The sequence below is a fragment of the Nocardioides sp. IC4_145 genome, from assembly GCF_011250565.1.
Classification (GTDB): Bacteria; Actinomycetota; Actinomycetes; order Propionibacteriales; family Nocardioidaceae; genus Nocardioides.
This window is the reverse complement of record NZ_JAANMS010000010.1, coordinates 1-25,620: the sequence shown is the minus strand read 5'-3', so window position 1 is coordinate 25,620 and position 25,620 is coordinate 1. Positions and strand designations below refer to the sequence as shown.

Sequence of the window (25,620 nt, the reverse complement as noted above, 5' to 3'; positions counted from 1 at the left end):
GTCGCATTCCCGGACGGTCCTGTCCCGAAACGCCGGGACCGGGCAGGATCAGACCATGCACCGCCGCCTGCTCCCGCGCGTCGCGCCCGCGCTGCTCGCCCTCACCCTCGCGCTCGGCCTCACTGGCGCGCTCAGCGCTCCGGCCGGCGCCGGCCCCGACCGACCCGCCGGCAGCTCCGCAGCGGACAGCACAGCGGACCCCGGAGCGGACACCGGAGCGGACGCGGACGCGGCCACCCGTGCCGCCCTGCGCGCGTTGCCGACGTCGGCCCAGCACGCGGCGCTGAAGCCGGCCGGGGTCCGCCGGGCGGTGTTCGTCGGCAACAACTGGGACGGCACGGCGAGCATCGTCACGCCGGGGTCGTTCAAGCGCCTGGGACGGATCAACATCATCCCGGACCGCGCCGAGCGGATGCAGGAGATCGCGCTCAACCCGTACCGCCTGGCGTACTTCCTCGCCATCCGCGCGCTCATCGGCGAGGGCCACGACCAGTTCGTCGACGACATGTACTCCTCCAACGACGGCCGCCTGCTGGTCGTGTCCCGGCCCTCCTTCGCCGACGTCGTCGCCATCGACCTGAAGACCCAGGAGATCGCCTGGCGGTTCCCGGTCGCCGGCGTCCGCTCCGACCACATGGCGGTCTCGCCCGACGGGAAGCGGGTCGTGGTGAGCGCCTCGACCGGCAACGTCGTCCACGTCATCCGGATGAGGGACGGCAAGGACCTCGGCCAGTTCCCCTCGGGCGGCTCCCCGCACGAGAGCACCTACATCGACGACGGCAGGCGGATCCTGCACGCCAGCATCGGGCTGGTCTACACGCCGCTCGACGACCCGGCACTCGACCCGCTCAAGGACGACCGCGTGCTGCAGGTCGTGGACGCGCGGACCAACAAGGTCGTCCGCCGCTACGACCTGCGCAAGGCGCTCGACGAGCGGGGGATGACCCGGGTCAGCACGGCGGTCCGCCCGATCACGCTGAGCCCGGACGAGGAGAAGATGTACTTCCAGCTCTCCTTCTTCCACGGCTTCGTCGAGCTCGACCGCCGCAGCGGGAAGATCACCCGCGTCAAGCGGCTGCCGAACCTCATCCCGAGCACGCCCCGTGAGCTCTACCTGCTCGACTCCGCCCACCACGGCATCGCGATGAACCACCGGGGCACCAAGATCTGCGTCGCCGGCACCATGTCCGACTACGCGACCGTGGTCGACGCGAAGACGTTCAAGACCGGCAGGCTGCTCAAGGGCGGGCTCAAGCCCTACTGGGTCACGCCGAGCTGGAACGGCGAGCACTGCTACATCTCCTGGAGCGGCTCGGACACGATCTCGAAGATCTCCTACGAGACCGGCCGCATCGTCCGCACCGCGAAGGTCGGCTACCACCCCCAGCGCGTGCGCAACGGGTACGTCGACCGCCGGCTCGTCGCCGGCCTGCCGAACCACGTGCCCGAGCGCTCCCCGCTGGACGGGCTGGTCGACGCGCTGACCCCCTGACCCGGCCCACCTGACCCCTGGCCGCGGCCGGTCCGGCGCCAGCCACGCTTCAGTCCCGCGTCACCACGAAGAGCTGGGTCGTGACGGTCGTGCCTGCTGGCGCGGCCGGCCCGGCGACGTACCCCTGCTCCTCGAGGCGGCGCAGCGCGTCGACCACCGACGGGTGGGCGGTGCCGTCGGCCCGGGCGGCATCGAGCGCGACGGCGGCCGCGGCGTAGCGGTCGATCCCGTGCGCCTCGGCCACGCCCGAGGCGGGCGTGCCCTCGAAGCGCACGGTCGTCTGCTCCGGGCGGTCGCGGTTGTCCTCGCCGTCGAGCAGCGGGACGAGGTCGCCGCGGTGCTCGAGGGACAGCACGTGCGTGTCGGGCGGGAAGCCGTCGACGTGGGCTGTCGGTGACCCGGCGGTCACCACGTCGGTGACGTGGAACGGGCCGCCCGCCGCGAGCAGCGCCGCCGCGACCATCCCGCCCTGGGAGTGCCCGACGAGCAGCACCGGCTCGTCCGGCCCGACCCCGGCCTGCGTCATCGCGTCCACGACGCCCTGCTGGTAGGGGTTGTCCAGGCCGGCGAGGAGCAGCAGGTTCGTGGCGAGGTCGCGGGCGTCCTCGTCCCGCGTCCACGGCAGCGTCGCCATGTCGTCGGTGCCGGGCAGGTGCACGACGTGCCGCACCGAGCCGTCGGGTGCGGTGGCCGTGCGCACCTCGATCCCGCCGTCCGACCCCATCCGGTGCGCCCGGTCGAGGCCACCGACGAGGTCGGCGAGACCGTCCGGGTGGCGGGCCGCCTCGGTCGGGCCGAGGCGTTCGGCGCGGCCGCGTCCGGGATCGCCGTACGTCGCCGCGAGCACCGCCGCCGCGTCCTCCAGGTCGCGGCGCCGCCACGGGCCGCGCAGCAGACCGCTCAGCAGCAGCCCGTCGAGCAGGCCGCCGCCACCGTTGACGAGGTGCTGCACCAGGTCCGGGTGCTCGGCGACGGCCTCGGTGAGCAGCTCGTCCAGCGCCGGCGCGAGCAGCGGCCCGCCCGCGACCAGCGCCGGCAGCAGCGGGAGGGCGACGAGGACCGCCGCCGGCAGCAGCGTGCCGACCGCCCGCCCGACCGCGTGGTCGATGACCTCGAACGACCCGCGGGCCAACGCGTCCGCACCCTCCAGGCCGGCCACCGCGGCGCGGACGGCGACCGCGTCGGCCTCCCACCACGTGCTCGCGACCAGCGCGCCGTCGCGGCCCGTGGCCGCGGCCAGCACGGCGGCCTCCGCCTCGGCGAAGGTCAGCGGCGCCAGCGGAGCCGACTCGAGCAGGTCCGCGTCGAGCAGGACCCGCCGCCCGACGCCGGACCACCCGCGCATCACGTCGCCCGCCCGGTCGTAGGTGTCCGCGAGCGCCCGGACCGCGACGTACGCCGCCGCCAGGCCGTGCGAACCACCGACCACCTCGGTGACGACCACCTCGCCGGTCATCGCGGCAGGTCCGGCAGGCGCGGCAGGTCGACCGACAGCCAGTCGCGGTGGCCGCTCGGCGGCGGCACGAACCGGTCCAGCAACCCGCCGAGCAGGTCACCGACCGCGTCGCGGGCCTCGTCGACCAGCGCGTGGAACCGACGCTCGACGGCGGCGACCTGCGCCTGCCGCCGCTCCACCTCGGCGGCGTGCCGGTCGAGGGCCTCGGCGGCGTCCTCGTGGAGGTCGGCGGTACGTCGCAGACCCGCCGCCCCGGCGCGCGCCCGTTCGCGCATCGCGTCGGCGGCCCGGCCGGTCCACGGGACCGCGTCGGCGAGCCCGCGGAGCCGCTCGGCCTCGGACCGGACCTCCGCGGCCTGCTCGTGCAGCCGCGCCGCGAGAGCGCGGATGGCGCCCGGGTCGCCGTACCTGCCTGCTCCGTCCCCTGCTCCGTCCATGCGGCAGGTCTGCCCGAGCGGGGTCGGGCGGTAACGCCCGGATCAGAGAGCTGTGGACAACCGCGCGAGCGCCTGCTCGATCTCCGACTGCTGGCCCGCGAAGGACATCCGCACGAAGCTGCTGCCCTCTGCGGTGTCGAAGTCGATCCCCGGCGCGACCGCGACGCCCACGCGCTGCAGCAGGTCGTGCGCGAAGGCCATCGAGTCGTCGGTCAGGTGCGCGACGTCGGCGTAGACGTAGAACGCGCCGTCGGCCGGCGCGAGTCGGGTGATGCCGAGGTCGGCGAGGCCGTCGAGGAGGACGCGGCGGTTGGCGGCGTACCGCGCGACGTGGCCGTCGAGCTCGGCGTACGACGCGTCGTCGAACGCCGCGAGGCACGCGCGCTGCGCGATCACCGGCGGGCAGATCGTGAAGTTGCCGGTCAGCACGTCGACCGCCCGCCGCAGCCGCTGCGGGACCAGCATCCAGCCGATCCGCCAGCCGGTCATCGAGAAGTACTTGGAGAACGACGAGAACACGACCGCCTCACGGGAGGTCTCCCACACGCTCCGCGCGAGCGACGGTGCGCCGTCGAGCGGGGCGTACTCGATGCCGTGGTAGATCTCGTCGGAGATCAGCTGCACGCCTCCCGCCTCGCACCAGCGCGCGAGCGCGGCGAGCTCCTCGGGCAGGAGCATCGTGCCGGTGGGGTTGGCCGGGCTCGCCACCACGAGGCCCTTCAGGCCGACCTCGGCGTGCAGCGCCGCGACCTGCTCGACGCTCGGCTGGAAGCGGGTCGCCGGACCGGTCGCGATCTCGACCACCTCGCACCCGAGCGCGGCGAGCACGTTGCGGTAGCAGGGGTATCCCGGCCGCGCCATCGCCACCTTGTCGCCCACCTCGAACGCCGCCAGGAACGCCAGCAGGAACCCGCCGCTGCTCCCTGTCGTCACCACCACGTCGGCCGGGTCGACCTCGATCCCGTGCGCTCGCCGGTGGTGCCCGGCGATCGCCTCGCGCAGCTCGTGGATGCCCGCCGCCGGGGTGTAGCCGAGCGGGTCGCCGGACTGCAGCAGCCGCACCGCCTCCGCCGCCACCGGCGCCGGCGCGCCCGTGCTGGGCTGTCCGGCCAGCAGGTTGAGCATGTCGCCGTGGCTGCGCTGCCGCTCCGCCGACGCCGCCAGCAGGTCCATCACGTGGAACGGCGGCACGTTGGCGCGGCTGGCGACGGCGAGGCGGTCGAGGGTCACGCCGCCGACCTTAGGTGGTCTGCGATCTCACCGGATCTCGAGACAGGCGCTGCGCGCCTTCCTCGACCAGCCGGCCGGCGTGCGAGGGGCGTCAACCAGCGGGGGCGGTGGTGACGCGGGTGCGCGCAGCCGCGAGGCCGGCGCGGCGGCCGAAGAACGACCCCTCGCCGAGCTGGGTGCCGGAGCAGTAGCCCTTGCCGTCCTGGGCGATGTTGGAGGCGCAGGCGCCGGCGGCGTACAGGCCGGGGACGACCGAGCCGTCGGGCCGCTGCACCTCGCCGTCGACCGAGGTGCGCATGCCGCCGAGGGTGAAGCCGGCGTACATCGCCTTGCCCAGCGTGAGGTCGAAGACCGCCCACGGACCCACCCGCTGCGAGGCCAGCCAGTCCGGGTGCTTGTGGAAGTCCGGGTCCTCCCCGCGGTCGGCGTGGTCGTTGTAGCGGTCGAGCGTCGCCTGCACGGACCCCGCCGGCAGCTCGAGCGCCTCCTCGAGCTCGGCGACGGTCTCGTAGCCGTCGACGAGCGGGACGAGGGGGTACTTCGCGTACTCGACGTGCTCGCTGTCGACGACGAGGTACGCCGCGGAGCCGGGCTGCTCGGTGGCGAACTGCGAGGTGCGCGAGTGGTAGGAGTCCTCGGCCACGAACCGCCGGCCCTCGCGGTTGACGACGATGCCCGTGAGCAGCGTCGACGGCGGGTAGAACGGCGCGGTGATGAACGGCTCGTCCATGTGCTTGAGCTCCGCGCCGACCGAGACACCGAGCCGGATGCCGAGCCCGTCGTCGTACGTCGACCCCAGCACGAACGGCTTCTCCGCGAGCTTCGGGGTGTGCTCGGCGACCATCGCGGGGTTCATCACGAACCCGCCGGCTGCCACGACCACACCGTCGGCGAGCACGTGGCCGGTCTCCTCGAACGAGCGCCACGCGACGCCCACGACCGCACCCGCGTCGTCGACGACCAGGTTGGTCACGCCGGTCTCGTAGCGGACCTGCACGCCGGCCTCGTCGAGCCGGTCTTGCAGCCGGTCCATGACCATCTTGGTGCCCTCGGTGTCGCCGGGCACCGGCACCTTGTGGCCCCGCGGGGCCGGCTTGGCCTGCTCGCGGTAGGGCCACACCTTCTCGTTGCCGGTGTACATCAGCCCCTGCGTGCCGGGCTGGATCACGGCCTTCTCGGGGTAGAAGGACCGCTCGAACTCGAAGCCGAGCCCCTCGAGCCAGTCGAAGTGCTCGACCGACCCCTCGCAGTAGGCGCGGATCTTGTCGTGCTCGGGCTCCTTGGAGGTGGCGACGAGGTACTTGTACATCTCCTCGACGCTGTCCTCCTGGCCGGTCGCCCGCTGCACCGCGGTGCCGGCACCCAGGTAGAAGTGGCCGCCGGACATCGCTGACGTGCCGCCGTGCACGGCCGCCCGCTCGAGCACCAGCACGCGCGCGCCGGCCCGTGCCGCCTCGAGGGCCGCGCAGCCGCCGGCGATGCCGAAGCCGACGACCACGACGTCGTACGCCGGGGTGTCGGCCGGCAGCGTCGAGGCAGGGACGGTCGCGGGGATCTCGGTGCCCTTGCCGGCGGCGTCGCTCGCAGTCATGCACACAAATCTAGAACAAGTTCCAGTTCCGTGCGATCCTCCGTCCCATGGTGGTCCTCATCGACGCCGACGGCGTCCCGCACGACCTGCCCCTGACCGAGGGGTACGTCGCCGCCGACGCGCTCGCCGCCGCGACGGGGTGGGTCCTCAAGCCGGTCGGCCTGTGCCGCGACGAGGTCTGCGTGCCGCTCCTCGGGCGGGCCGTCGCCCACCCCGACGACCACCCCGACGACCCGGGCCGCGTCTCGCTGGCCGCCTGGGCCGAGGCGCTCGACCTGCTGCTCGTGCTCGACGAGGAGGAGGGTGTCGCGGCGCTCGCGCCCTCGGCGGCCGCGCACGCCCGCGACCTCGGCGACGGCCGGGCCCCGAGCCTGGTGCTCCCCGACGTCGACGGGAACCCGGTGTCCTTCGAGGACCTCTCCGGCCACAAGCGCGTCCTCGTCACCTGGGCGTCCTGGTGCGGCTGCCGCCACGAGCTCGCCGGGTGGCAGCGGGTGCAGGACGAGCTGGCCGACGCCGGGCTGAAGGTCTTCTCCGTCGCCCTCGACGCCGACCCCGAGGACTCCCGGCCGTGGATCGAGGCCGGCGCCCCGACGTACCCCGTCGCGGTCGACACCGCCCACGTCACCGCCGAGCGCTACGGCATCACCAACGTCCCCTCGGTCGTCTGGGTCGACGAGGACGACCGGATCGTCAAGCCGCCGACGATCGCGCCGGGCGACGACCAGTTCGTGGACTTCACCAAGATCAGCAGCGAGCAGCACCACGAGGCGCTGCGGCGCTGGGTCCGCGACGGCGAGCTGCCGGCGAGCGCGTCCGCCCCGATGCCCGAGCGCAGCGACGACGAGCAACGGGCGTTGGCGCACCGGCGCGTCGCGGCCCACCTCCAGCGCGCCGGCCGCACCGACGCCGCCCGCGCCCACCTGGCGACCGCGCAGGAGCTCGCGCCGTGGGACTGGACCGTCCGGCGGGGCGGGATCATGATGACCGGCGGCGACCCGTTCCTCGGCGAGGAGTTCACCTCCTTCTGGGAGGAGTGGGACGCCTCCGGGCGGCCGGGCTACACCCCGACCACCTGAGCGCCCCGGGGCGGGCGACGCAGACGGGCGGGCGCACGGCCGCGGGCCGATAGACTGCGGGCCCGCCGCCCCGACCCCGCGCCAGAGGTGACATGACGTTCGACGCCCATCAGCTGGACGTCTTCCTGCTGGTCGGCTCGGCCGTCACCTTCCTGGCCGTCCTCGCGGTGCGCGCCTCGAGCCGCGCCGGCCTGCCCAGCCTGCTGATCTACCTGCTCATGGGCGTGCTGCTCGGCGAGGCGGGCCTCGGGATCGACTTCGAGGACGCCGAGCTCGCGCACGCGCTCGGCTTCGGCGCCCTCGTCGTGATCCTCGCCGAGGGCGGGCTGACGACGAACTGGCACGAGATCCGCCCCGCCATGCGGCTCGGCGTCGCCCTGTCGACGCTCGGCGTCGCGATCTCGGTCGGGGTCGTCGCGTGCGGCGCGCACTACCTGCTGGGGATGGACTGGCAGCTGGCGGTCCTGCTCGGCGCCTGCACGTCGGCGACCGACGCGGCGGCGGTGTTCTCGGTCCTCCGGGCGGTGCCGCTGCCCCGGCGGCTGACCGGCGCGCTCGAGGCGGAGTCCGGCCTGAACGACGCCCCCGTCGTCGTGCTCGTCGTGCTCATCTCCTCCGGCGCCGCGGCGGAGGACGGGCCGCTCGCCATGGCGGCGCTGATCGTCTTCGAGCTGGTCGCGGGCGTCGCCATCGGCCTCGCCATGGGGTTCGGCGGGGCCTGGGTCATGCGGCGCGCGGCGCTGCCCTCCTCGGGCCTCTACCCGATCGCGATCATCTGCCTGACCGTCCTCGCCTACGGCACCGGCGCGGCCGTGCACGCCTCCGGCTTCGCCGCGGTGTACGTCGCCGCGCTGGTGCTCGGGAACGCCGAGCTGCCCCACCGGGCGGCCACCCGGTCGTTCTCCGAGGGCATCGCCTGGATCGCGCAGATCGGCCTGTTCGTGATGCTCGGGCTGCTCCTGTCCCCGGGCCGGATCGGCTGGGACGTCGTCGGTCTGGCGTTCGCCTCCGGCCTGGTCCTGACCTTCGTCGCCCGGCCGCTCTCGGTCGCGGCGTGCGGCCTCGTGCAGCGGTTGCCGGTCCGCGACATGGCCTTCATCTCCTGGGCCGGGCTGCGCGGCGCCGTACCCATCGTCTTCACGACCATCCCGCTCGCCGAGGGCATCGACGGAGCCGAGCAGCTCTTCGACATCGTCTTCGTGCTGGTCGTCATCTACACCCTGCTGACCGGCCCGACGCTGCCGCTGGTGGCCCGGCTCCTCCGCGTGGCCCGCCGCTCCGAGCCCCGCGACCTCGACCTCGAGGCGGCCCCGCTCGAGCGGATCGCCGCGGACCTGCTGCAGGTCACGATCAGCCCGCGCTCGCTGATGCACGGCGTCGAGGTCGGCGAGCTGCGGCTGCCCAAGGGCGCCTCGGTGTCGATGGTGATCCGCGAGGGCGAGACGATCGTGCCCGAGCCGCGGACGGTCCTGCGGCGCGGCGACGAGCTCCTCGTCGTCACCCCGCGCAAGATCCGCGAGCAGACCGAGCAGCGGCTGCGCGCGGTCTCCCTCGGCGGCCGGCTCGCCCAGTGGCTCGACCACCGCGCTCCCGGGCGCTGAGCCTCCGCTCGTCCTCCGGCCCCGCACCCGGCGCGCACCCGGCCGCGCACACAACGGCGCAATTGCGCGGGAATGTCGGGGTGCACCCGCTTCCACCGCGACAATTCCGCGCCATTGAACGGTTGTGCGCGCGCCCCGGGTCTCCCAGCTCGACCGGCGCGGGGGCCGGCTCACTCCGGCGGTGCGCAGACCACCGAGTCCTTCTTGACCTTCACCGACTCCTTGCCGTCGACGAGGTCCTCGAAGTCGTCACCGACGACGACGGTCACGCCGGGGCCGACGCCGTCGCGCCGCTCGAAGCCCGCGTCGGGGCCGAGCCGGGTGCGCACGAGCCGCACGGCGGGGTCGTGGGCGGTGTCGGACCAGACCTGCGCGTAGGCGACCTCGGTGCCGCGCGGGGCGTTGCCGGTCTCGCCCGCGACGAAGCCGGCGTCGACGAAGAGCTGCATGGTCCGGCTGGCGAGGCCCTCGCGGCGGCTGGCGTTCAGGACGCTCACGACGACCCGGTCGGCGAAGAGCCGGTCACCCTTGCCGAGCTCGGTGTCGACGCAGGCCGGGGTCTCGACCGCGCCGGGGAACGGCTTGGTCGCCGCCGTCCAGCCCCACGCGGCGCCCAGCAGGAGCAGCAGCGCGAGCACGCCGAGCGTGACCAGGCTGCGCAGCCGGTCGTCGAGCCCCGCGGGCATCAGGCCGCGTCCATCGTGTGCACCCGCGCGTGCAAGACGCTGCGCTGCTGGAGCGCCGCGCGCAGGGCGCGGTGCAGGCCGTCCTCGAGGTACAGCTCACCGCGCCAGGCCACGACGTGGGCGAACAGGTCGCCGTAGAACGTCGAGTCCTCGTCGAGCAGCGCGGCCAGCTGCAGGGTGTCCTTGGTGGTGACCAGCTGGTCGAGACGCACCTGCCGTGGCGGCAGCGCCGACCACTCCTTGGGGCTCAGCCCGTGGTCGGGGTAGGGCCGTCCGTCCCCGACCCGCTTGAAGATCACGCCCCCGACCCTAGCGAGCCGCGCCGCAGGACGGGGCGTACGTCGCGTGCCGCTCGCTACGCTGCCGGGATGGCCGACCCCGATCAGCTCGCCGCCACGGTCGCCGCCGGCTACGGCTTCGAGGGCCCGGCGCTCGAGCTCGGCCGGCTGCTCGTCGACGCGGACACCCTCACCGAAGTGCCGGTGCGGATCCCGATCGCGATGCTCAACCGGCACGGCCTGGTCGCCGGCGCGACCGGCACCGGCAAGACCAAGACGCTGCAGCTGCTCGCCGAGCAGCTGAGCGCGGCGGGCGTGCCGGTCTTCGCCGCGGACGTCAAGGGCGACCTCTCGGGCATGGCGAGCCCGGGCGAGGAGTCGCCGAAGGTGGTCGAGCGCGCGGCGTCGGTGGGTCAGCAGTGGTCGCCGGCGGCGTACCCCGTCGAGCTGCTCGCCATCGGCGGCATCGGCACCGGCGTGCCGCTGCGGGTCACCGTCAGCGCGTTCGGGCCGATCCTCCTCGCCAAGGTGCTCGACCTCAACGACACCCAGGAGTCCAGCCTCGGCCTGGTCTTCCACTACGCCGACCAGGCCGGGCTGCCGCTGCTGGACCTGGCCGACCTGCGGGCCGTGGTCGCGCACCTGCTGAGCGACGAGGGCCGGGCGGAGCTGAAGACCCTCGGCGGGCTGTCGACCGCGACGGCCGGCGTCATCCTGCGCGAGCTGGTGGCGCTCGAGGCGCAGGGCGCGGGGGCGTTCTTCGGCGAGCCCGAGCTCGACACCGTCGACCTGCTGCGCACCACCGAGGACGGCCGCGGCGTCGTGTCGCTGGTCGAGCTCGCCGAGCTGCAGGACCGGCCGGCGATGTTCTCGACGTTCCTGCTCTGGCTGCTGGCCGACCTCTTCCACGACCTGCCCGAGGTCGGCGACATCGACCGGCCCAAGCTGGTCTTCTTCTTCGACGAGGCGCACCTGCTCTTCCGCGACGCCTCGAAGGCGTTCCTCGAGCAGGTCGCCCAGACCGTCCGGCTGATCCGCTCGAAGGGCGTCGGGGTCGTCTTCGTGACCCAGAGCCCGACCGACGTGCCCGACGAGGTGCTCGCCCAGCTCGGCTCGCGCATCCAGCACCAGCTCCGCGCGCACACGCCGAACGACGCGAAGGCGCTGAAGGCGACCGTGTCGACGTACCCGCACTCCGGCTACGACGACCTCGGCCGCGTCATCACCGGCCTGGGCATCGGCGAGGCGGTCGTCACGGTCATGGACGAGCGCGGCGCCCCGACGCCGGTCGCCTGGACCCGGCTGCGCGCGCCGCAGTCGCTGATGGCGCCGAGCGACCCGGCCGCGCAGGCGGCGCTGGTCGCGGCGAGCCCGCTCCGGGAGAAGTACGGCACCGCCGTCGACCGCGACTCCGCCCGCGAGCGCTTGGCCGCCCGCCTCGAGGAGGGCGCACGCAAGGCCGCCGAGGAGCGGGCGGCCGAGGCGCGGGCCGCCGGGGCGGAGCCCGTGGAGCCGGAGCCGCGGCGGCGGAAGCCCGCGCGCAAGCCGGCCGGCCGGAGAGCGCCGCAGAGGGAGCCGGACCTGGTGCGGGACGTCGTGGAGTCGAAGGTCTTCCGCGACGTCATGCGCACCGCGGCCCGGGAGATCGCCCGCGGCGTGTTCCGCACCGGTCGGCGCTAGGGCGGGCAGCCCTCAGGCGGACCAGCGCAGCGAGTCGTCGACGAAGTCGGCGAGCGCGTGCACGCCGCGCAGGTCCTCGCGCTCCTCCATCAGCCGGGCCAGCGCCTGGGAGTGGCGCAGGCGCAGGGCCACCCGCTGGGCACGGATCCGGTCGAGGCGCTCCTCGAAGGTGGACGGGGCGGGGTCGATCGCGATGGGGTTCTCCATGACGGCCTCCTCGGGCTGGCTGGTGGATGGGGGTGGCACCAGCGTGGAGGGCGTACGTCGCCGGGGGATTGACGCGCGGTTACGAGCAGGTTCCACGACGCGGGGCGGCGGTGTGATCTACGTTGCACGCGTGACCAGCACCGACGTGGACGAGATCTGCCGGCTGAAGTACCGCTACCTGCGCACGCTCGACACCAAGCAGTGGGACGACTTCGAGCAGTGCTTCGTGCCGGAGGCGACCGGCGACTACAACGGGCTGGTCTTCGACGACCGCGCCGCGCTGGTCGGCTACATGCGCGAGAACGTCGTCGAGGGGATGATCACCCTCCACCAGGCCCACCACCCCGAGATCACCGTCCAGGGCGACACCGCGACGGGTCACTGGTACCTCCAGGACAAGGTGATCGTGGAGGCCTTCCGCTTCGTCCTGGAGGGCGCGGCGATCTACACCGACCGCTACGTGCGGACGCCGGCCGGCTGGCGGGTCGCGCACACCGGCTACCGCCGTACCTACGAGATGACCTGGAGCATGGACGACGTGCCGAGCCTGAAGATCAGCGGCCCGGGGTCCCACACCCACGTGTGATCCCCGGGGCCACCCGGCTCGCAGCGCTCCCCGCGATCCCCGCGCGACCTACAGCGCCATGTCGGTCCACGCGGTCTGCACGACGTCGAGCCCCCGGTCGCGGGTGAGCAGCCGGCCGCGCCCCGGCGGGGCCGGCTGGGGCCGCAGGTTGCCCAGCAGCGGACCCTCGTCGGGGCTGCCGGACAGCAGCAGGCCCGGCATCGCCAGGTCGCGCATCGACTGGATGACCGGCTCGTAGAGCGCGCGGGACGCGCCGCCGGAACGGCGGGCCACCACCACGTGCATGCCGACGTCGCGCGCCTGGGCCATGAGCGGCTGCAGCGCCGCGACCGGCGAGGACTGCTGGGTGGCGACGAGGTCGTAGTCGTCGACCACGACGAACACCTCCGCGCCGCTCCACCAGCTGCGGTTGCGCAGCTGCTCGGGCGTGACGTCCGGGCCGGGGATCCGGCTCTCGAGGTACGCCGCGAGGTCCTTGAGCTGCGGCTGGGCCTGGGTGGCGGAGGTGAGGTAGCCGAGCAGGTACTCCTCGGGCACCTCGCCCAGCAGCGAGCGGCGGTAGTCGACCACCATGATCTGCGCCTGCTTGGGGCTGCGGGTGCGCATGACCTCCTTGAGGTAGGTCCGCAGCAGCGCGCTCTTGCCGGACTGGCCGTCGCCGAAGACGAGCAGGTGCGGCTCGCTGTCGGGGTCGAGCCCGACCGGGGCGAGCTCCTTCTCGTTGATGCCGAGCAGGATCCGCTTGTCGGTGACGTCCTCGGGGGCGGTGCTCTCGTCGGCTCCGGCGAGGCGGCGCAGGTCGGCGAGGTCGATCCGCTCGGGCAGCAGCCGCAGCTTCGGCCCCGCGGGCCCGGTCCACGCCGAGGCGACCCGCTTGACCAGGTCGTCCACGCCGTCGCCGAGGCTCTCGGAGTCGGGCGTGCCGTCGATGCGCGGCAGCGCGCCGAGGAAGTGCAGCTTGCCCGGGACCAGGCCGCGGCCGGGTCGCCCGGCCGGCACCAGCTGCGCGATCTTGCGGTCGATCTCGGAGTCCATCGCGTCGCCGAGGCGCAGCTCGAGCCGGGTGCCGAACATGTCCCGCATCGCCGCACGGAAGTCCGCCCACCGGCTGGCCCCGGCCACCACGTGGAAGCCGAAGGTCAGACCACGGGTGGCGAGCTGCTGGATCTCCATCTCCAGGTCGTCGAAGTCGGCGCGGATCGTGCTCCAGCCGTCGACGACGAGGAACACGTCGCCGTAGCCGTCGTCCACGCGCCCGGCCGCCCGACGCGAGCGGTAGGTCTCGATGGAGTCGATGCCGTTGGCGCGGAAGTACGCCTCGCGGCGGTCGATGATCCCGCGGACCTCCGCGAGCACCCGGCGTACGACGTCGGGCTCGGCGCGGCTGCCGACGCCGGCGACGTGCGGCAGGGAGGCCATCGGGGCGAACGTGCCGCCACCGAAGTCGAGCACGAAGAACTGCGTCTCGAGCGGGGTGGTGGTCAGCGACATGCTGGTGACGATTGTCCGCAGCAGCGTGCTCTTGCCCGACCGTGGCCCGCCGACGACGGCGACGTGGCCGCCGGCGCCGCTCAGGTCGACCGTGAGCGTGTCGCGCCGCTGCTCGCGGGGGCGGTCGACGGTGCCGAGCGGCACGACCAGGCCCCCGAGGTCGCGCCAGGCGGGGGCGACCAGGCCGAGCTCGGGGTGCTCGGCGAGGTCCATGAGCTCGTCGAGGGTGTCGGGCACGTCGAGGGGCGGCAGCCACACCTGGTGGGCGGCCGGGCCCTGGCCGACCATGTGCTCGACGGCGATGTCGAGCAGCGACTCCTGGCTCTCGGGCTCGGCGACCGGCGTCGGCTCCGGCTCGTCGGCCTCGGGCACCTCGAGGGTCAGCACCTCGGCGACGGTGAACGGCAGGATGCCGCGCACGTGGCCGCCCTCGTCGCGACGCACCCGCCTGCGGCCCGACGGCGGACCGGAGACGTACGCCGCCTTGAACCGCACCATCGACGTCGGGTCGGGCTTGAGGTAGCCCAGGCCGGGCACCGGCGGCAGCTCGTAGGCGTCCGGCACCCCCAGGACCGCCCGGGACTCCTGCGCGCTGAACGTGCGCAGGCCGACCCGGTAGGACAGGTGCGACTCCAGGCCGCGCAGCCGGCCCTCCTCCAGGCGCTGCGAGGCCAGCAGCAGGTGCAGCCCCAGCGACCGGCCGAGGCGTCCGATGGCCACGAAGAGGTCGATGAACTCCGGCTTGGCCGAGAGCATCTCGGAGAACTCGTCGACCACGATGAACAGCGACGGCAGCGGCGCGAGGTCCTCGCCGGCGCTGCGGGCCTTCTCGTAGTCGCGGACCGAGGCGTAGTTGCCCGCGTCGCGCAGCAGCTCCTGGCGGCGCACCATCTCGCCGGACAGGGCGTCCTGCATGCGGTCGACGAGGGTCAGCTCGTTCTCGAGGTTCGTGATGACCGCCGAGACGTGCGGCATCTCGCTCATGCCGGCGAAGGTCGCGCCGCCCTTGAAGTCGACGAGCACCATGTTCAGCTGCTCGGGGCTGTGGGTCATCGCGAGGCCGAGCACGAGCGTGCGCAGGAACTCCGACTTGCCGGAGCCGGTCGCGCCGATGACCAGGCCGTGCGGGCCCATGCCCTGCTGCGCGGACTCCTTGATGTCGAGGTGGACCATCGCCCCGCCCTCGCCGAGGCCGATCGGCACGCGCAGCCGGTCGCGCGCGGGGCGCGGCCGCCAGGCGGCGGTCGGCTCGAAGCGGCGTACGTCGCCCAGCCCCAGCAGGTCCATGAAGTCGCTCGGGCCGGTGATCTCGCCGCTGGTCGGCTGCTCGACCGTGCCCGAGGCCACGGTGTGCAGCGGGGTCAGCCGGCGGGCGCACGCCTCGGCGGTGGCCAGGTCGCACTGGTCGGCCTTGGCGGGGATCGGCTCCTCGCGCAGCCGCAGCGCGAGCACCGGCTGCCGGCCGTCGCGGGTGGTGCGGCCCTCGACCTGGATCCGCAGGCGGGTGGCGTCCTCGAGCTCGTCCCAGCGGGCCGGCAGGTCGAGGATCGTCATGCCGTGGAGGCCGTCGGGCGGGACGACGTGGTTGCCCGGTGGCAGCTCGCCGCCGTCGACGACGAGCAGGATGTGCGGGCTGGCGGGCCGCTCGTCGGCGCCGAAGCGCGGGCGGTCGGCGAGGTCGGGCGGCAGCAGCGCCGCGAGGTCGGCGAGGTTCGTGGTCACCATCCGCATCGGTCCCACCGCGTCGGACTGGTGGGCGCTCTGGGCGTGCGGGAGCCACTTGACCCAGTCCCAGTGCGCGAGGTTCTGCTCGGAGGCGAGGACGGCGACGACGAGGTGCTCGGGGGAGTGGAAGGTGGCCGCCTCGCAGATCATCGAGCGGGCCAGCGCGCGGGAGGGGTCCTCCGGACCGCACACCTCGATCCGGTCGAACGCGCGCAGGTCCACCGACGCGGGCAGGTCGGGCTGGAGCCGGTGCACCACGAGCAGCCGGTGCAGCGCGGAGGCGGCGGCCGGGTCGACCTGGTCGATGGGCGCGCTGTCCGGCGGCACCAGCTCGACGGCGAGCGGCTGCGCGCAGGTGCCGTAGCGCACCTGGAGGAAGCGCGGGTCGCTCGCGCCGCGCTCCCAGACCCGGGACCGCTCGTCGGCGATCGCGGGCAGCGCGCTCGGCTCGGGGTGGTGCCAGGCGAGCGCGCGGCGCTGCTGGTCGGCGGACTCGCGCGCGAGCTTGCGCACGGTGGCGAGGTAGCGCAGGTACTCCGTGCGGGAGCCGGTGACCTGCTGGGCGCGCTGCTTCCGCTGTCGGTCGATCTGGACGACGATGAAGCCGATCGTGGCGAAGAGGAACATGCCCGCGGCGATGAAGCTGCGGCTGGAGCTGCCGCCGCCCTGGCCCGCCATCGTCGCGACCAGGACGATCGAGCCGAGGCTGCCGAGCATCGGGATCGCGTTCATGAGCACGCCCGCCGCGCCCTCGTGCTGCTCGATCTGCGGCGGGGGCTGGAGCACGAGCTGGCCGGAGGGCATCTCCGGCTCGTCGGCGCGTGCCCCGCGAAGCGTCGTACTCACACCCAGGCTCCTTGAAAGGCCTCACGGCCGTGTCCGCGGACGAGCCGACGTGGGCGGCTCCGGCGCCATCGTGCCCCGGCGACGGCCGCCCAACCCTGCTCGCGGTCGCTCGATGATAGGCAGGGCGGGAAGCGCCCACCAGCGGCCCCGCTACCCTCCTGAGCCACCGGGCGCACACGCCGCATCAGGGTCGTAGCAGGGTCACAGCACCGTCACGGGAGGACCGATGGCCGGGGGCACCACCGACGTGCTCACGCTCAGCGTGCACGGCTCCGCCGGCGTCGTCGACCTGGTGGTGCCCGCCGAGGCGTCCGCGCGCGACGTCGCCACGGCGTACGCCGAGCAGGCCGGCCTGGCCGCGGTCCCGGCGCTCGCCCGCGCGACCGGCGCCGCGCTCCCCGACGACGCCGTGCTCGCGGACGTCGGGGTCGACGCGGGCACCGTGCTCGTCGCGCTCCTGCCCGGCGAGGCCGCCGCCTCGACGCCCGACGGGTCGGGCGACCGGTCCCGGTCGGCCGCGGCGTCGCGCACGGGTGAGCCCGGGCCGCTGTCGGTGCTGTGGTTCTGCGTCGCCTCGGCCGCGGCCGGCCTGGCCGGGTGGTTCGCCGCCCAGGCCGGGCCCGGGGACCTGCGCGACGCGGCGACCGTGCTGCTGGCGCTCGCCGCGCTGCTGGCGGTCCTGCCCGTCGGCCGCTTCGCCGGGCACCGGGCGGTCGCCGCCCCGGCGTTCGCCGGCGCGGCGGCGTTCGCCGTCCTCTGGGACCCCGCTCCCGAGCGGCTCCCGACGGTCGTCGGTACGACCGCGCTCGTGGCGGCCGTCGCCGCCGCGGTCGCGCGGGCGCTCGACCAGCGGTCGGAGGAGGCGCTGCGGACCTGGATGCTGGTCGGCAGCAGCGTCTTCGGCGTCACCGTCCTCGCCGCTCTCGCCGGGTTCTCCGAGCAGGTCGTGTGGGCCGTGCTGCTGGTCGCCGCGGTCCTCGCGGCGCGGCTCGTGCCCGGGTGGGCCGTCGACGTGCCCGACCAGCTGCTGGTCGACCTCGAACGGCTGGCAGTGACCGCCTGGTCGGCGCGCGAGCAGCCGCGCGGCCGGCGCGGCCGCACGATCGTCCGACCGCACGCGGTGGCCGAGGTCGCCGCCCGTGGCTCCCGCGTCATCACCGCCGCCTCGGTCGCCGTGCTCGCCGTCGCCGCGGTCTCCGCGCCGCTCCTGCTGGCCACCGCAACCGTCCCGATGGACCGGATCGGCGCGCGGGTGCTGGTCGGCGCCTCCGGTGCGAGCCTGCTGCTGGCCGCGCGCAGCTACCGCCACGTGGCCGCCCGCAGCCTGCTGCGCGCCGCGGGCCTCGCCTGCGAGGTCGCCCTCTTGGTGCACCTGCTCGACCACCTGGGCGGCGGCTGGGGCACGACCGTCGCGGGCACCGCGGTGCTGGTCGCCGTCCTCCTGGTGGTGGTCGCGGTCGCGACCGGGCGCGGCTGGCGCTCGGCCTGGTGGTCGCGGCGGGCCGAGGTCCTCGAGGGCGTCTGCGGGTCCTTCGCGGTCGCGTCGGTGGTCGTCGCGGTCGGTCTCTTCCGTGCCCTGTGGGAAAGGACGTTCTGAGGTTTAGGGGTCGGGGCGCCGGGTAGATCGATGCCTGTCCGCCCGGGCGACCGAGCGGGCCCCCAGACCTGACGAGCAGCAGCCGGGACGGCCATCCCGGAGCTCGGGGACAACCGACCGGCGGCGACTGCCGCTGACCACGTGAGGAGAAGCGACATGTCGCAGGGCAACTTCGGACAGGGAGAAGCAACACTCAGCCGCGCGGCCGGCATGGTGTCGGACGCACGCAGTGACTTCATCAGCCTCGCCGGCACGCTGAGCGACCAGCTCAGCGCCCTCCAGGGCAAGTGGGTGGGCGAGGGCGGCCGTGCCTTCTTCACCCTCCACCAGACCTGGAACGAGAAGCAGCGCACGATCGTCAACGCGCTCGACGACTTCGCCGCCTCGCTCACCTCGACCGAGCAGCTGAACGTCAACACCGACCAGGAGAGCGGCGGCGGCATGAGCCGCATCGCCAGCCGCCTGCAGTGACCACCAGGACCTCAAGGGAGACAACGACATGAACCTCGACGGCATCCGCGTCAACCACGCCGGCCTGGACACCGCTGCGGCGGACCTCATGCAGGGCGTGAAGAACATCGACGACCGCCTCAACCGCCTCGAGAGCGAGCTCGCGCCGCTCCGCAGCGACTGGGACGGCCAGGCCCAGCAGGCCTACCACGTGGCCAAGGCCAAGTGGGACACCGCGATCACCGAGATGCGCAACATCCTCCAGGACACGAGCGCGGCGGTCAGCCAGTCCAACGCCGACTACTCCGCCGCGGACAAGCGCGGCGCGGCCGCCTTCGGCGGCTGACGGCAGCACCAGCACAGCAACACACCTCGAAGGGGTCGGCGCCGTGGCGCCGGCCCCTTCGAGGACTCTGCGCCGGCGCTAGGCTGCGCCCGGCCGACCGGCGACACCCCCGCGAGGAGACACGATGAGCCAGGCGCCCACCAGCACGTCCGGACTGGTCCGGGTGACGGTGGCCTCGGGCACCCGGCGGGTCGACCTGGTGCTCCCCGGCGCGGTTCCCGTCGCCGAGCTCCTCCCCGAGCTCGCGCGCAGCGTGGGCCTCCTGGACCCCGCGACCGTGTACGGCGGCTACCGCGTCGTCACCGCCGAGGGGCGCGAGCTCGCCGGCGACGCGGGCCTCACCATCCAGGGCATCGAGGACGGCGGCCTGCTCACCGTCTCCGCCGGCGTCGACGACGAGCCGCCGCGGGTCTACGACGACGTGGTCGAGGCGATGACCGACGTCGTCGAGCGCGACCTCAAGCCGTGGGAGCCCGCGTCGGGACGGCGTACCGCCCTCGCGGCCGCCGGCCTGCTCATGGCGCTGGGTGCGGTGGCCCTGCTCATCCAGCGCGGCTCGCTGCTCGCCGGGGTGGCAGCCGCCACCGTCGCGGTCGCGCTGGTCGCCGGCGCGATCGTGCTCTCGCGCGCCCAGGACGAGCCCGAGGCGGCCGTCGCGGTCGCGTGGATGGGAGCGGCGTACGCCGCCGTGGCCGGCCTGATGCTCGTCACGGACGACTACCTCTTCGGGCTGCCGATGGCGGCCGCCGGTGGTGGTGCGCTGCTCGCGGGGCTCGTCGCGCTGGTCGGCCTCGGTGAGGGCCGGACCCTGGTGTCGCCGCCGGTCGTGGTCGGTGCGGTGCTGCTCGCGACCGGGCTGGTCATGAACGCCGTCGACGTCGACCACCGGGTCGTGCTGACCACGACGCTGGTGCTGGTCGTCCTCGCCGGCTCGATCTTCCCGTGGCTGGCGCTCGGCGCCACCGGGACGAGCGTCGAGCAGCTCTACACCGTCGCCGACATCACCGCCGACCCCGCCGAGATCGACCCCGTCCGTGTCCAGTCCGACGCCCGCGTCGCCCACGAGATCCTGCTGGGCATCTCCGCGACCGTCGGCCTGCTGCTCGTCATCATCGCGCCGCTCGCCGTCGCGCTCGGCCTCTCCGGCACCATCCTCGCGGTGGTCGCCTGCATCGTGGTCATGCTGCGCACCCGGCAGTACCGCACCGGGTCCGAGGTGCTCGTCGGGCTCGTCTCCGGCATCGCGGGCCTGGTGTCGGTGGCGATCGCCGTGCTGTGGCTGCACCCGGACTGGCGACCGGCCGGAGCGGTCGCGCTCGCCGCGACCGGCGCCGTGCTGCTCGCCGCCACCCTGCTGCCGGCCACCCCGTCGCTGCGGCGCGGCCGGCTCGGCGACCTCGCCGAGTCGGTCTGCCTGCTCGCGCTGCTGCCGCTCACGGTCCTCGCGACCGGCGTCTTCGCGGCCGTGCGGGGCTAGTCGCCGATGGCCACCAAGAAGGACCTCGTCGAGGCGCACGCCTTCAGCCGGCGCCGCCTGGTCACCGCGTTCGTCTCCGGCGCGCCCGGCGGCCGTGAGGTGGAGCCGACCCGGCCCGGCCGGACCGTGGTGGGCGGCGTCGCGCTGGCCGTGCTGCTGGTCGCCGGCGCGGCGATCGCGTCGATCCTCAGCCCGCGGTCGCCGAGCGGCTGGACCGACGGCGGTCTCGTGGTCTCCAAGGAGCGCGGGGCGGCGTACGTCATCCTCGAGGGCGGCGACGACCCCGTGCTCCGCCCCGTCATCAACGTGACCTCGGCCCAGCTGATCCTCGGCTCCGACCTCGACCCGAAGGTGGTCAAGCAGTCCGAGATCGACAAGCACACGATCGGCGAGGACATCGGCATCCTCAACGCGCCGGCGACGGTGCCCGACGCGGACCTGTTGCTGGAGTCGGGCTGGACGGCCTGCACCGGCACCGGCGCCGGGGTCACCGTCGACGTCTCCGAGGAGACCCGGGTCCGCGAGCTCAGCGGTGCCGGGATGCTCGTGCGGTCCCGCGGCCGGGTCTACCTGCTCGCCGAGTCGGCCACGCCGGACGACAGCGGCCAGACCCGCGCGCACAGCTACCTCGTGCCGGACCGCGGGTCGGTCGACCTGCTGCTCGAGCAGCTCGGGCTGCCCATCCGCGACGAGGCCGTCGAGGTGCCGCAGCGGTGGCTGGCGCTCTTCCCCTCGGGCGGTGCGCTGAGCTTCGCCAGCTTCGGGCTCCAGGGGTACGGCGAGCGGTCCGACGTCGCGGGCCAGGACGGCCTGCCCGGCGACGCCCGGGTCGGCGACCGGTACGAGTCCGCCGGCATCGAGCTGCTGGTGACCAAGGGGGCACCGGTCAGCCTCACGCCGTTCGCCGCCGCGGTCTACGCCAGCGTCGAGAAGCCGGCCGGCTACGAGCCGCGCACGCTCCGGCCCTCCGGCGACCCGCAGCTGCGGCAGGTGGTGCCGGCGTACGAGCAGGCCCGCTGGCCGGCCGACGCCCTCGCCGACGTGGACGGCGAGCACTGCGCCGTGCTCCGCGCCGACCCCGACGGCGCCCCCGTCGTCCGGCTCGCGACCGACCCCACCCCGGAGGCCTCGGCGGTCGCGCGGGCCGTCCCTGCGGCCAACGTGGAGAGCTCCGTCGACGCGGGCCGCGGCGCCTACGCGCTCAGCGGCAGCTGGGACGGCCGTGAGATCGGCACGCCGTACCTCGTGGACGCCAAGGGCGTCGCCTACGCGCTCGTCGGCCGCGAGGTCGCGGACCGGCTCGGGTACGCCTCGGTGGATCCGCCGGTGGTCCCGGACAGCTGGGTCAAGCTGTTCGACAAGGGGGTCCCGCTCTCGGTGGACGCCGCGCTGTGCCCGCCGGAGCAGCCCGGCCGGGAGTCGACGTGCGAGTGACCCGCGCGGTCGTGGCCGGTGCGCTCGCTCCGGCCGTGGCGGCGTTCGTGCTGGTGCCGGTGGGGCCCGCGCACGCCGAGACCGTCGACTGCACCTCGACCGCGGCGGACGCGCCGGCACCCTCGTCCTCGACCGACCCGAGCGTCCCGCTCGACCTCCTCGGCGTCGAGCGGGCGCACACCTGGTTCGCCGCCCAGCGCAAGCGGCCGGGGGCGGGCGTCCGGGTCGCCGTGGTGGACTCCGGGGTCGCGCCGAGGGCGGCGGGCACGGCGATCCCCGTCGCCGGTGACAGACCTCCCCGGATCAGCAAGAAGCCGGAGGTGGTGGAGGCGCACGGCACGATCGTGGCCGGCATCATCGCCGGCGCCCCGCGCAGCGGTGACGGGGCCGACGAGCCCAGGGACGGGGCAGCCGGGGACGACGACAGCGGACGACTGGTCGGCGTGGCGCCGGGCGCCGAGATCGTCGACGTGCGCGTCTACGACTCCGCCGGCGGCGCGGAGGACGAGGACCCCGTCCAGCCGACGAACCTGGTCGCCGGGCTCGAGTGGGTCGCCGCCAACGCCGAGCGCCTGGGGATCGGCGTCGTCAACGTCTCGCTGGCGATCGGGGAGTACCCGCCGCTGACCCGGGTGCTCGAGCGGCTCGACGCCGCGGACGTCGTGGTGGTGGCCGCCAGCGGCAACCGGCCCGAGCAGGAGACCGACCCGCTCTACGCGGAGTTCGGCCCCGACCCCGACGCCGCGGAGGACGAGGGGAGCACGGGCCCGAAGCCGGGGGAGGACGCAGCCGGGCTCGTGTGGCCGGCGGCGTACGACGAGGTGGTCGCGGTGAGCGCCACCGCCGACGGGACCGACGCCGGCGACGCGACCGATCAGGTGCTCCAGAGCAGCGACATCGACGTGGCCGTGCCGACGCACGGGCTGGTCTCCTACGGCCTCGACGGCGGGTCGTGCGGGGTGTCGGGGTTCTACACCTCCTGGGCGGCGGCCGTGGTCTCCGGCGTGGTGGCGATGCTGCGGTCCGCCTACCCCGACGAGACCGCCGACCAGGTCGTCGCCCGGCTGCTCGCCACCGCCAGCGCGAGCGACGAGCAGCCCAACGTCCAGACCGGCGCCGGGGTCGTCCAGCCCTACGAGGCGCTGACCCGGTCGCTGCGCCCGAGGAAGGACGGCACCCTCGAGGCCGCCTCCACCGAGGGCCGCTCCGTCGAGCGCGCGACCGCCCCGCCCGAGGAGGTCGACCTGCTCTCCGGCGCCCGCGACCGCGCGGTCTGGTGGGGCCTCGTCGGCGGCGGTGCCCTCCTCCTCGCCCTCGTCCTCCGCCCGGTCCTCGCCCGCCGCCGCTCCTGACCGCTCGGCTGGTCGAGGAGGGCCGTCAGGCCCGTCGCTGGTTGAGCAGGCGAGCGCCAGCGAGCCGTGTCGAAACCCGGTGACCGTGGCGGCGCCCCTGCGCCCGCCCCCGGGTCTCGTCTCGACATCGCCCAGGCCGCCAGCCGGCCTGCGCTGCTCGACCGGGGGGTGCCCCACAGACGACGAACGGCGCCGCACACGAGTGCGACGCCGTCCGGGTGGCGGAGGATAGGGGATTCGAACCCCTGAGGGCTGTTAACCCAACCCGCTTTCCAAGCGAGCGCCATAGGCCACTAGGCGAATCCTCCGCGGAGGAGCGTACCGGTCACCGGCGACGCCGGTGAAATCGCTCCCGGGCCGGCGGGAGCGGGCTGGTGTTGGTCGTCCCGCCGGGGCTCGCCTAGACTCCGGGGCAACCCCCCGTGCGGCGGTACCTCACCCAATCCCCCAGGGCCGGAAGGCAGCAAGGGCAAGTGGGCTCTGCCGGGTGCACGGGGGGCCTTTGCGTTCCCGGGGCGGGCCGGTCCGGCGGCCTGTCGGGATGTCGGTGCCGGTGGTTAGTGTTCTGGCGTGGAGTCACCCCTCGCGCTGTACCGCCGCTACCGGCCGGAGACGTTCCGTGAGGTCATCGGCCAGGACCACGTCACCGAGCCGCTGCGTGCCGCGCTCGCGAACAACCGGGTCAACCACGCCTACCTGTTCTCCGGCCCGCGCGGGTGCGGCAAGACGACGTCGGCGCGCATCCTGGCGCGCGCGCTGAACTGCGAGAAGGCGCCGGTCGCCGACCCGTGCGGGGAGTGCCAGAGCTGCCGCGACCTGGCCCGGGGCGGGCCCGGCTCGATCGACGTCATCGAGATCGACGCGGCCTCCCACGGCGGCGTCGACGACGCGCGCGACCTGCGGGAGAAGGCGTTCTTCGCGCCGGTGCGCAGCCGCTACAAGGTCTACATCATCGACGAGGCGCACATGGTGACCACGCAGGGCTTCAACGCCCTGCTGAAGCTGGTGGAGGAGCCCCCGCCCCACCTGCGGTTCATCTTCGCGACCACCGAGCCGGACAAGGTGCTGCCGACGATCCGCTCGCGCACGCACCACTACCCGTTCCGGCTGATCCCGCCGCGGCTGCTGTCGTCGTACCTCTCCGAGCTGTGCCAGCAGGAGGGCGTCGACATCGAGCCGGCGGCGCTGCCGCTCGTCGTCCGTGCCGGCGCCGGCTCGGCCCGCGACACGCTCTCGGTCCTCGACCAGCTGCTGGGCGGCGCGGGACCCGACGGCGTCACCCACCAGCTCGCGACCGGGCTGCTCGGCTACACCCCGGACACCCTGCTCGACGAGGTCGTCGACGCGTTCGCCGCCGGGGACGGGTCGGCGGTCTTCGGCGTGGTCGACAAGGTGATCGAGACCGGCCAGGACCCGCGCCGGTTCACCGAGGACCTCCTGCGGCGGCTCCGCGACCTCGTGATCGTCGCCGCGGTCCCCGACGCGCCGGCCACCGGCCTGATCGACGTCTCGGAGGACCAGGCGGAGCGGCTGGTCGCCCAAGCCGCCCGGTTCGGTGCCCACGACCTGAGCCGCGCGGCCGACATCGTCGCCACCGGCCTGACCGAGATGCGCGGTGCGACCGCGCCGCGGCTGCTGCTCGAGCTGATCTGCGCGCGCGTGCTGCTGCCGGGCGCCGACCACGGCGTCGAGGGCCTCGCGGCCCGGCTGGACCGGCTCGAGAAGCGCGTGTCCATCAGCGGTACGCCGTCCGCCGCCGCGACCGCGTCGGCCGCTCCGGTCGCCCCGGCCCAGGACCGCCCGGCGCCGCTGGCCCACGAGCCCGAGCCGGTCACGCCCGTCCGGACGGTGCCGCACGTCGCCCCCGCCACCACGGTCTCGCTGCCACCGGAGGCCGCGCCCGCCCCTCCCGAGCGGCCCGCCGCCGAGCCGCCGGCCCCGGCGCCGGCCGAGCCGGCTCCGGCGCCGAGCCAGGCCGCGCCCGCCGCGGTCCCGGCTCCTCCGACGCCCGCTCCCACGACTCCGGCGCCGGCTAAGCAGGCGCCCGCGGCCCAGCAGCCGGCCGAGCCGGGCGGGCTGACCCTGGTCGACGTGCGCCGGCTGTGGCCGGACATCGTCGAGGCCACCAAGCTGCGGCGCCGGGTCACCTGGATCCACCTCACCCAGCACGCGCAGGTCGTGGCGGTCGACGCCAGGACGCTGACGCTGGGCTTCACCAACGCCGGCGCCCGCGACTCCTTCGACAACGGCGGCAGCGCGGAGATCGTGCGCCAAGCGGCGATCGACGTGGTCGGCTCCGACTGGCGGATCGAGACCATCGTCGATCCCGGCGCCCGGGCCGACGTGCCGCCGCCCCCGCCCGCGTCCGGTCCGGCCTCGGGCCCGGCCGCCCCGGCGGACCCGCCGCCGTGGGCGCAGCCGGGCCAGCCGACCGCACCCGCGGTGCAGCCGGGCGCGCAGCCCGAGCCGCCGTTCCGCGAGGGGCCGCCCCCCGGCCAGGACGGCCCGCCGGCCTGGGCCGACGTACCGCCCGACGACGACGCCGGCCGGGCGCAGCACCCGCAGGACCAGGCCCCCAA

At 74.6% G+C, this 25,620-nt stretch carries 20 protein-coding genes, 1 tRNA gene and 1 other RNA gene; 13 read left to right on the top strand and 9 right to left on the bottom strand.

The features are described 5' to 3' along the window. Window positions 1-55: 55 nt before the first annotated feature. Entirely contained in the window at window positions 56-1,492 is a 1,437-nt protein-coding gene (locus G6553_RS06690) for a serine/threonine protein kinase (RefSeq protein ID WP_207619454.1), read from the top strand. Window positions 1,493-1,541: 49 nt separating this feature from the next. On the opposite strand, the gene G6553_RS06685 is transcribed toward G6553_RS06690, so the two are convergent. From G6553_RS06685 to G6553_RS06670, 4 genes are all read right to left on the bottom strand, one after another. Next, complete coding sequence (locus G6553_RS06685) at window positions 1,542-2,948, bottom strand: hypothetical protein (protein WP_166190346.1); 1,407 nt, start codon at window positions 2,946-2,948, stop codon at window positions 1,542-1,544. After that, window positions 2,945-3,385 carry a WXG100 family type VII secretion target gene (locus G6553_RS06680; RefSeq protein ID WP_166190344.1) on the bottom strand — a complete coding sequence of 147 codons (441 nt, stop codon included), beginning with the start codon at window positions 3,383-3,385 and terminating at the stop codon, window positions 2,945-2,947. The genes G6553_RS06685 and G6553_RS06680 overlap by 4 nt, the downstream gene beginning before the upstream one ends. A 42-nt stretch (window positions 3,386-3,427) precedes the next feature. Beyond that, complete coding sequence (locus G6553_RS06675; protein WP_347565549.1) at window positions 3,428-4,615, bottom strand: pyridoxal phosphate-dependent aminotransferase; 1,188 nt, start codon at window positions 4,613-4,615, stop codon at window positions 3,428-3,430. Window positions 4,616-4,706: 91 nt separating this feature from the next. Continuing rightward, the gene (locus tag G6553_RS06670) at window positions 4,707-6,206 is read right to left on the bottom strand and encodes an FAD-binding protein (protein WP_166190342.1); all 1,500 of its coding nucleotides are present in this window, start codon (window positions 6,204-6,206) and stop codon (window positions 4,707-4,709) included. Between the two features lie 47 nt (window positions 6,207-6,253). Between G6553_RS06670 and G6553_RS06665 the strand changes: the two genes are divergently transcribed. After that, on the top strand, window positions 6,254-7,285 hold the full coding sequence (locus G6553_RS06665; RefSeq protein WP_166190340.1) for a TlpA disulfide reductase family protein: 1,032 nt from the start codon (window positions 6,254-6,256) through the stop codon (window positions 7,283-7,285). A gap of 92 nt (window positions 7,286-7,377) precedes the next feature. Beyond that, the gene (locus G6553_RS06660) at window positions 7,378-8,886 is read left to right on the top strand and encodes a potassium/proton antiporter (RefSeq protein WP_166190338.1); all 1,509 of its coding nucleotides are present in this window, start codon (window positions 7,378-7,380) and stop codon (window positions 8,884-8,886) included. A gap of 170 nt (window positions 8,887-9,056) precedes the next feature. Here G6553_RS06660 and G6553_RS06655 read toward each other — a convergent pair whose 3' ends face one another. Together G6553_RS06655 and G6553_RS06650 are read right to left on the bottom strand one after the other, a co-directional pair. Continuing rightward, a complete protein-coding gene (locus tag G6553_RS06655) occupies window positions 9,057-9,572 on the bottom strand; it encodes a LytR C-terminal domain-containing protein (protein WP_166190336.1) in 516 nt (171 codons plus the stop codon). Next, the gene (locus G6553_RS06650; RefSeq protein ID WP_166190334.1) at window positions 9,572-9,871 is read right to left on the bottom strand and encodes a type II toxin-antitoxin system VapB family antitoxin; all 300 of its coding nucleotides are present in this window, start codon (window positions 9,869-9,871) and stop codon (window positions 9,572-9,574) included. The genes G6553_RS06655 and G6553_RS06650 overlap by 1 nt, the downstream gene beginning before the upstream one ends. 69 nt (window positions 9,872-9,940) lie before the next feature. On the opposite strand from G6553_RS06650, the gene G6553_RS06645 reads away from it, so the two are divergent. Continuing rightward, the gene (locus tag G6553_RS06645) at window positions 9,941-11,530 is read left to right on the top strand and encodes a helicase HerA-like domain-containing protein (protein ID WP_166190332.1); all 1,590 of its coding nucleotides are present in this window, start codon (window positions 9,941-9,943) and stop codon (window positions 11,528-11,530) included. A gap of 12 nt (window positions 11,531-11,542) precedes the next feature. Here G6553_RS06645 and G6553_RS06640 read toward each other — a convergent pair whose 3' ends face one another. Continuing rightward, on the bottom strand, window positions 11,543-11,737 hold the full coding sequence (locus G6553_RS06640) for a hypothetical protein (protein ID WP_166190330.1): 195 nt from the start codon (window positions 11,735-11,737) through the stop codon (window positions 11,543-11,545). Window positions 11,738-11,867: 130 nt separating this feature from the next. Here G6553_RS06640 and G6553_RS06635 point away from each other — a divergent pair, with 130 nt between their 5' ends. After that, window positions 11,868-12,323 carry a nuclear transport factor 2 family protein gene (locus G6553_RS06635; RefSeq protein ID WP_347565548.1) on the top strand — a complete coding sequence of 152 codons (456 nt, stop codon included), beginning with the start codon at window positions 11,868-11,870 and terminating at the stop codon, window positions 12,321-12,323. A 48-nt stretch (window positions 12,324-12,371) separates the two neighbouring features. Here the strand turns inward: G6553_RS06635 and eccCa are convergent, their stop codons facing one another. Next, on the bottom strand, window positions 12,372-16,385 hold the full coding sequence (gene eccCa, locus G6553_RS06630; RefSeq protein WP_347565547.1) for a type VII secretion protein EccCa: 4,014 nt from the start codon (window positions 16,383-16,385) through the stop codon (window positions 12,372-12,374). Between the two features lie 226 nt (window positions 16,386-16,611). Between eccCa and G6553_RS06625 the strand changes: the two genes are divergently transcribed. From G6553_RS06625 to G6553_RS06600, 6 genes are all read left to right on the top strand, one after another. After that, window positions 16,612-17,982 carry a hypothetical protein gene (locus G6553_RS06625; RefSeq protein WP_166190326.1) on the top strand — a complete coding sequence of 457 codons (1,371 nt, stop codon included), beginning with the start codon at window positions 16,612-16,614 and terminating at the stop codon, window positions 17,980-17,982. 156 nt (window positions 17,983-18,138) lie between these two features. Continuing rightward, window positions 18,139-18,453, top strand: coding sequence for a WXG100 family type VII secretion target (locus tag G6553_RS06620; protein WP_166190324.1), 315 nt, complete (start codon window positions 18,139-18,141; stop codon window positions 18,451-18,453). A gap of 28 nt (window positions 18,454-18,481) precedes the next feature. After that, window positions 18,482-18,778, top strand: coding sequence for a WXG100 family type VII secretion target (locus G6553_RS06615; RefSeq protein ID WP_166190322.1), 297 nt, complete (start codon window positions 18,482-18,484; stop codon window positions 18,776-18,778). Between the two features lie 124 nt (window positions 18,779-18,902). After that, entirely contained in the window at window positions 18,903-20,255 is a 1,353-nt protein-coding gene (gene eccD / locus G6553_RS06610; protein WP_166190321.1) for a type VII secretion integral membrane protein EccD, read from the top strand. Between the two features lie 6 nt (window positions 20,256-20,261). Then, on the top strand, window positions 20,262-21,689 hold the full coding sequence (gene eccB / locus G6553_RS06605; RefSeq protein WP_166190319.1) for a type VII secretion protein EccB: 1,428 nt from the start codon (window positions 20,262-20,264) through the stop codon (window positions 21,687-21,689). Next, a complete protein-coding gene (locus G6553_RS06600; protein WP_166190317.1) occupies window positions 21,680-23,041 on the top strand; it encodes a S8 family serine peptidase in 1,362 nt (453 codons plus the stop codon). The genes eccB and G6553_RS06600 overlap by 10 nt, the downstream gene beginning before the upstream one ends. 219 nt (window positions 23,042-23,260) lie before the next feature. Here the strand turns inward: G6553_RS06600 and G6553_RS06595 are convergent. Then, window positions 23,261-23,349, bottom strand: a tRNA-Ser gene (locus tag G6553_RS06595). A 106-nt stretch (window positions 23,350-23,455) separates the two neighbouring features. Here G6553_RS06595 and ffs point away from each other — a divergent pair. Then, an RNA gene (ffs, locus tag G6553_RS06590) (signal recognition particle sRNA small type) lies at window positions 23,456-23,545 on the top strand. Between the two features lie 66 nt (window positions 23,546-23,611). Further along, window positions 23,612-25,620 (top strand): DNA polymerase III subunit gamma and tau (locus G6553_RS06585; RefSeq protein ID WP_166190315.1); only part of this gene is annotated, 2,009 nt, incomplete at its 3' end.

What these genes read in the sequence shown, in the direction of transcription:
- G6553_RS06690 (WP_207619454.1), top strand. Translation starts at nt 56, where the DNA reads ATGCACCGCCGCCTGCTCCCGCGCGTCGCGCCCGCGCTGCTCGCCCTC.
- G6553_RS06685 (WP_166190346.1), bottom strand. Translation starts at nt 2,948, where the DNA reads ATGACCGGCGAGGTGGTCGTCACCGAGGTGGTCGGTGGTTCGCACGGC.
- G6553_RS06680 (WP_166190344.1), bottom strand. Translation starts at nt 3,385, where the DNA reads ATGGACGGAGCAGGGGACGGAGCAGGCAGGTACGGCGACCCGGGCGCC.
- G6553_RS06670 (WP_166190342.1), bottom strand. Translation starts at nt 6,206, where the DNA reads ATGACTGCGAGCGACGCCGCCGGCAAGGGCACCGAGATCCCCGCGACC.
- G6553_RS06665 (WP_166190340.1), top strand. Translation starts at nt 6,254, where the DNA reads ATGGTGGTCCTCATCGACGCCGACGGCGTCCCGCACGACCTGCCCCTG.
- G6553_RS06660 (WP_166190338.1), top strand. Translation starts at nt 7,378, where the DNA reads ATGACGTTCGACGCCCATCAGCTGGACGTCTTCCTGCTGGTCGGCTCG.
- G6553_RS06655 (WP_166190336.1), bottom strand. Translation starts at nt 9,572, where the DNA reads ATGCCCGCGGGGCTCGACGACCGGCTGCGCAGCCTGGTCACGCTCGGC.
- G6553_RS06645 (WP_166190332.1), top strand. Translation starts at nt 9,941, where the DNA reads ATGGCCGACCCCGATCAGCTCGCCGCCACGGTCGCCGCCGGCTACGGC.
- G6553_RS06640 (WP_166190330.1), bottom strand. Translation starts at nt 11,737, where the DNA reads ATGGAGAACCCCATCGCGATCGACCCCGCCCCGTCCACCTTCGAGGAG.
- G6553_RS06625 (WP_166190326.1), top strand. Translation starts at nt 16,612, where the DNA reads ATGGCCGGGGGCACCACCGACGTGCTCACGCTCAGCGTGCACGGCTCC.
- G6553_RS06620 (WP_166190324.1), top strand. Translation starts at nt 18,139, where the DNA reads ATGTCGCAGGGCAACTTCGGACAGGGAGAAGCAACACTCAGCCGCGCG.
- G6553_RS06615 (WP_166190322.1), top strand. Translation starts at nt 18,482, where the DNA reads ATGAACCTCGACGGCATCCGCGTCAACCACGCCGGCCTGGACACCGCT.
- eccD (WP_166190321.1), top strand. Translation starts at nt 18,903, where the DNA reads ATGAGCCAGGCGCCCACCAGCACGTCCGGACTGGTCCGGGTGACGGTG.
- eccB (WP_166190319.1), top strand. Translation starts at nt 20,262, where the DNA reads ATGGCCACCAAGAAGGACCTCGTCGAGGCGCACGCCTTCAGCCGGCGC.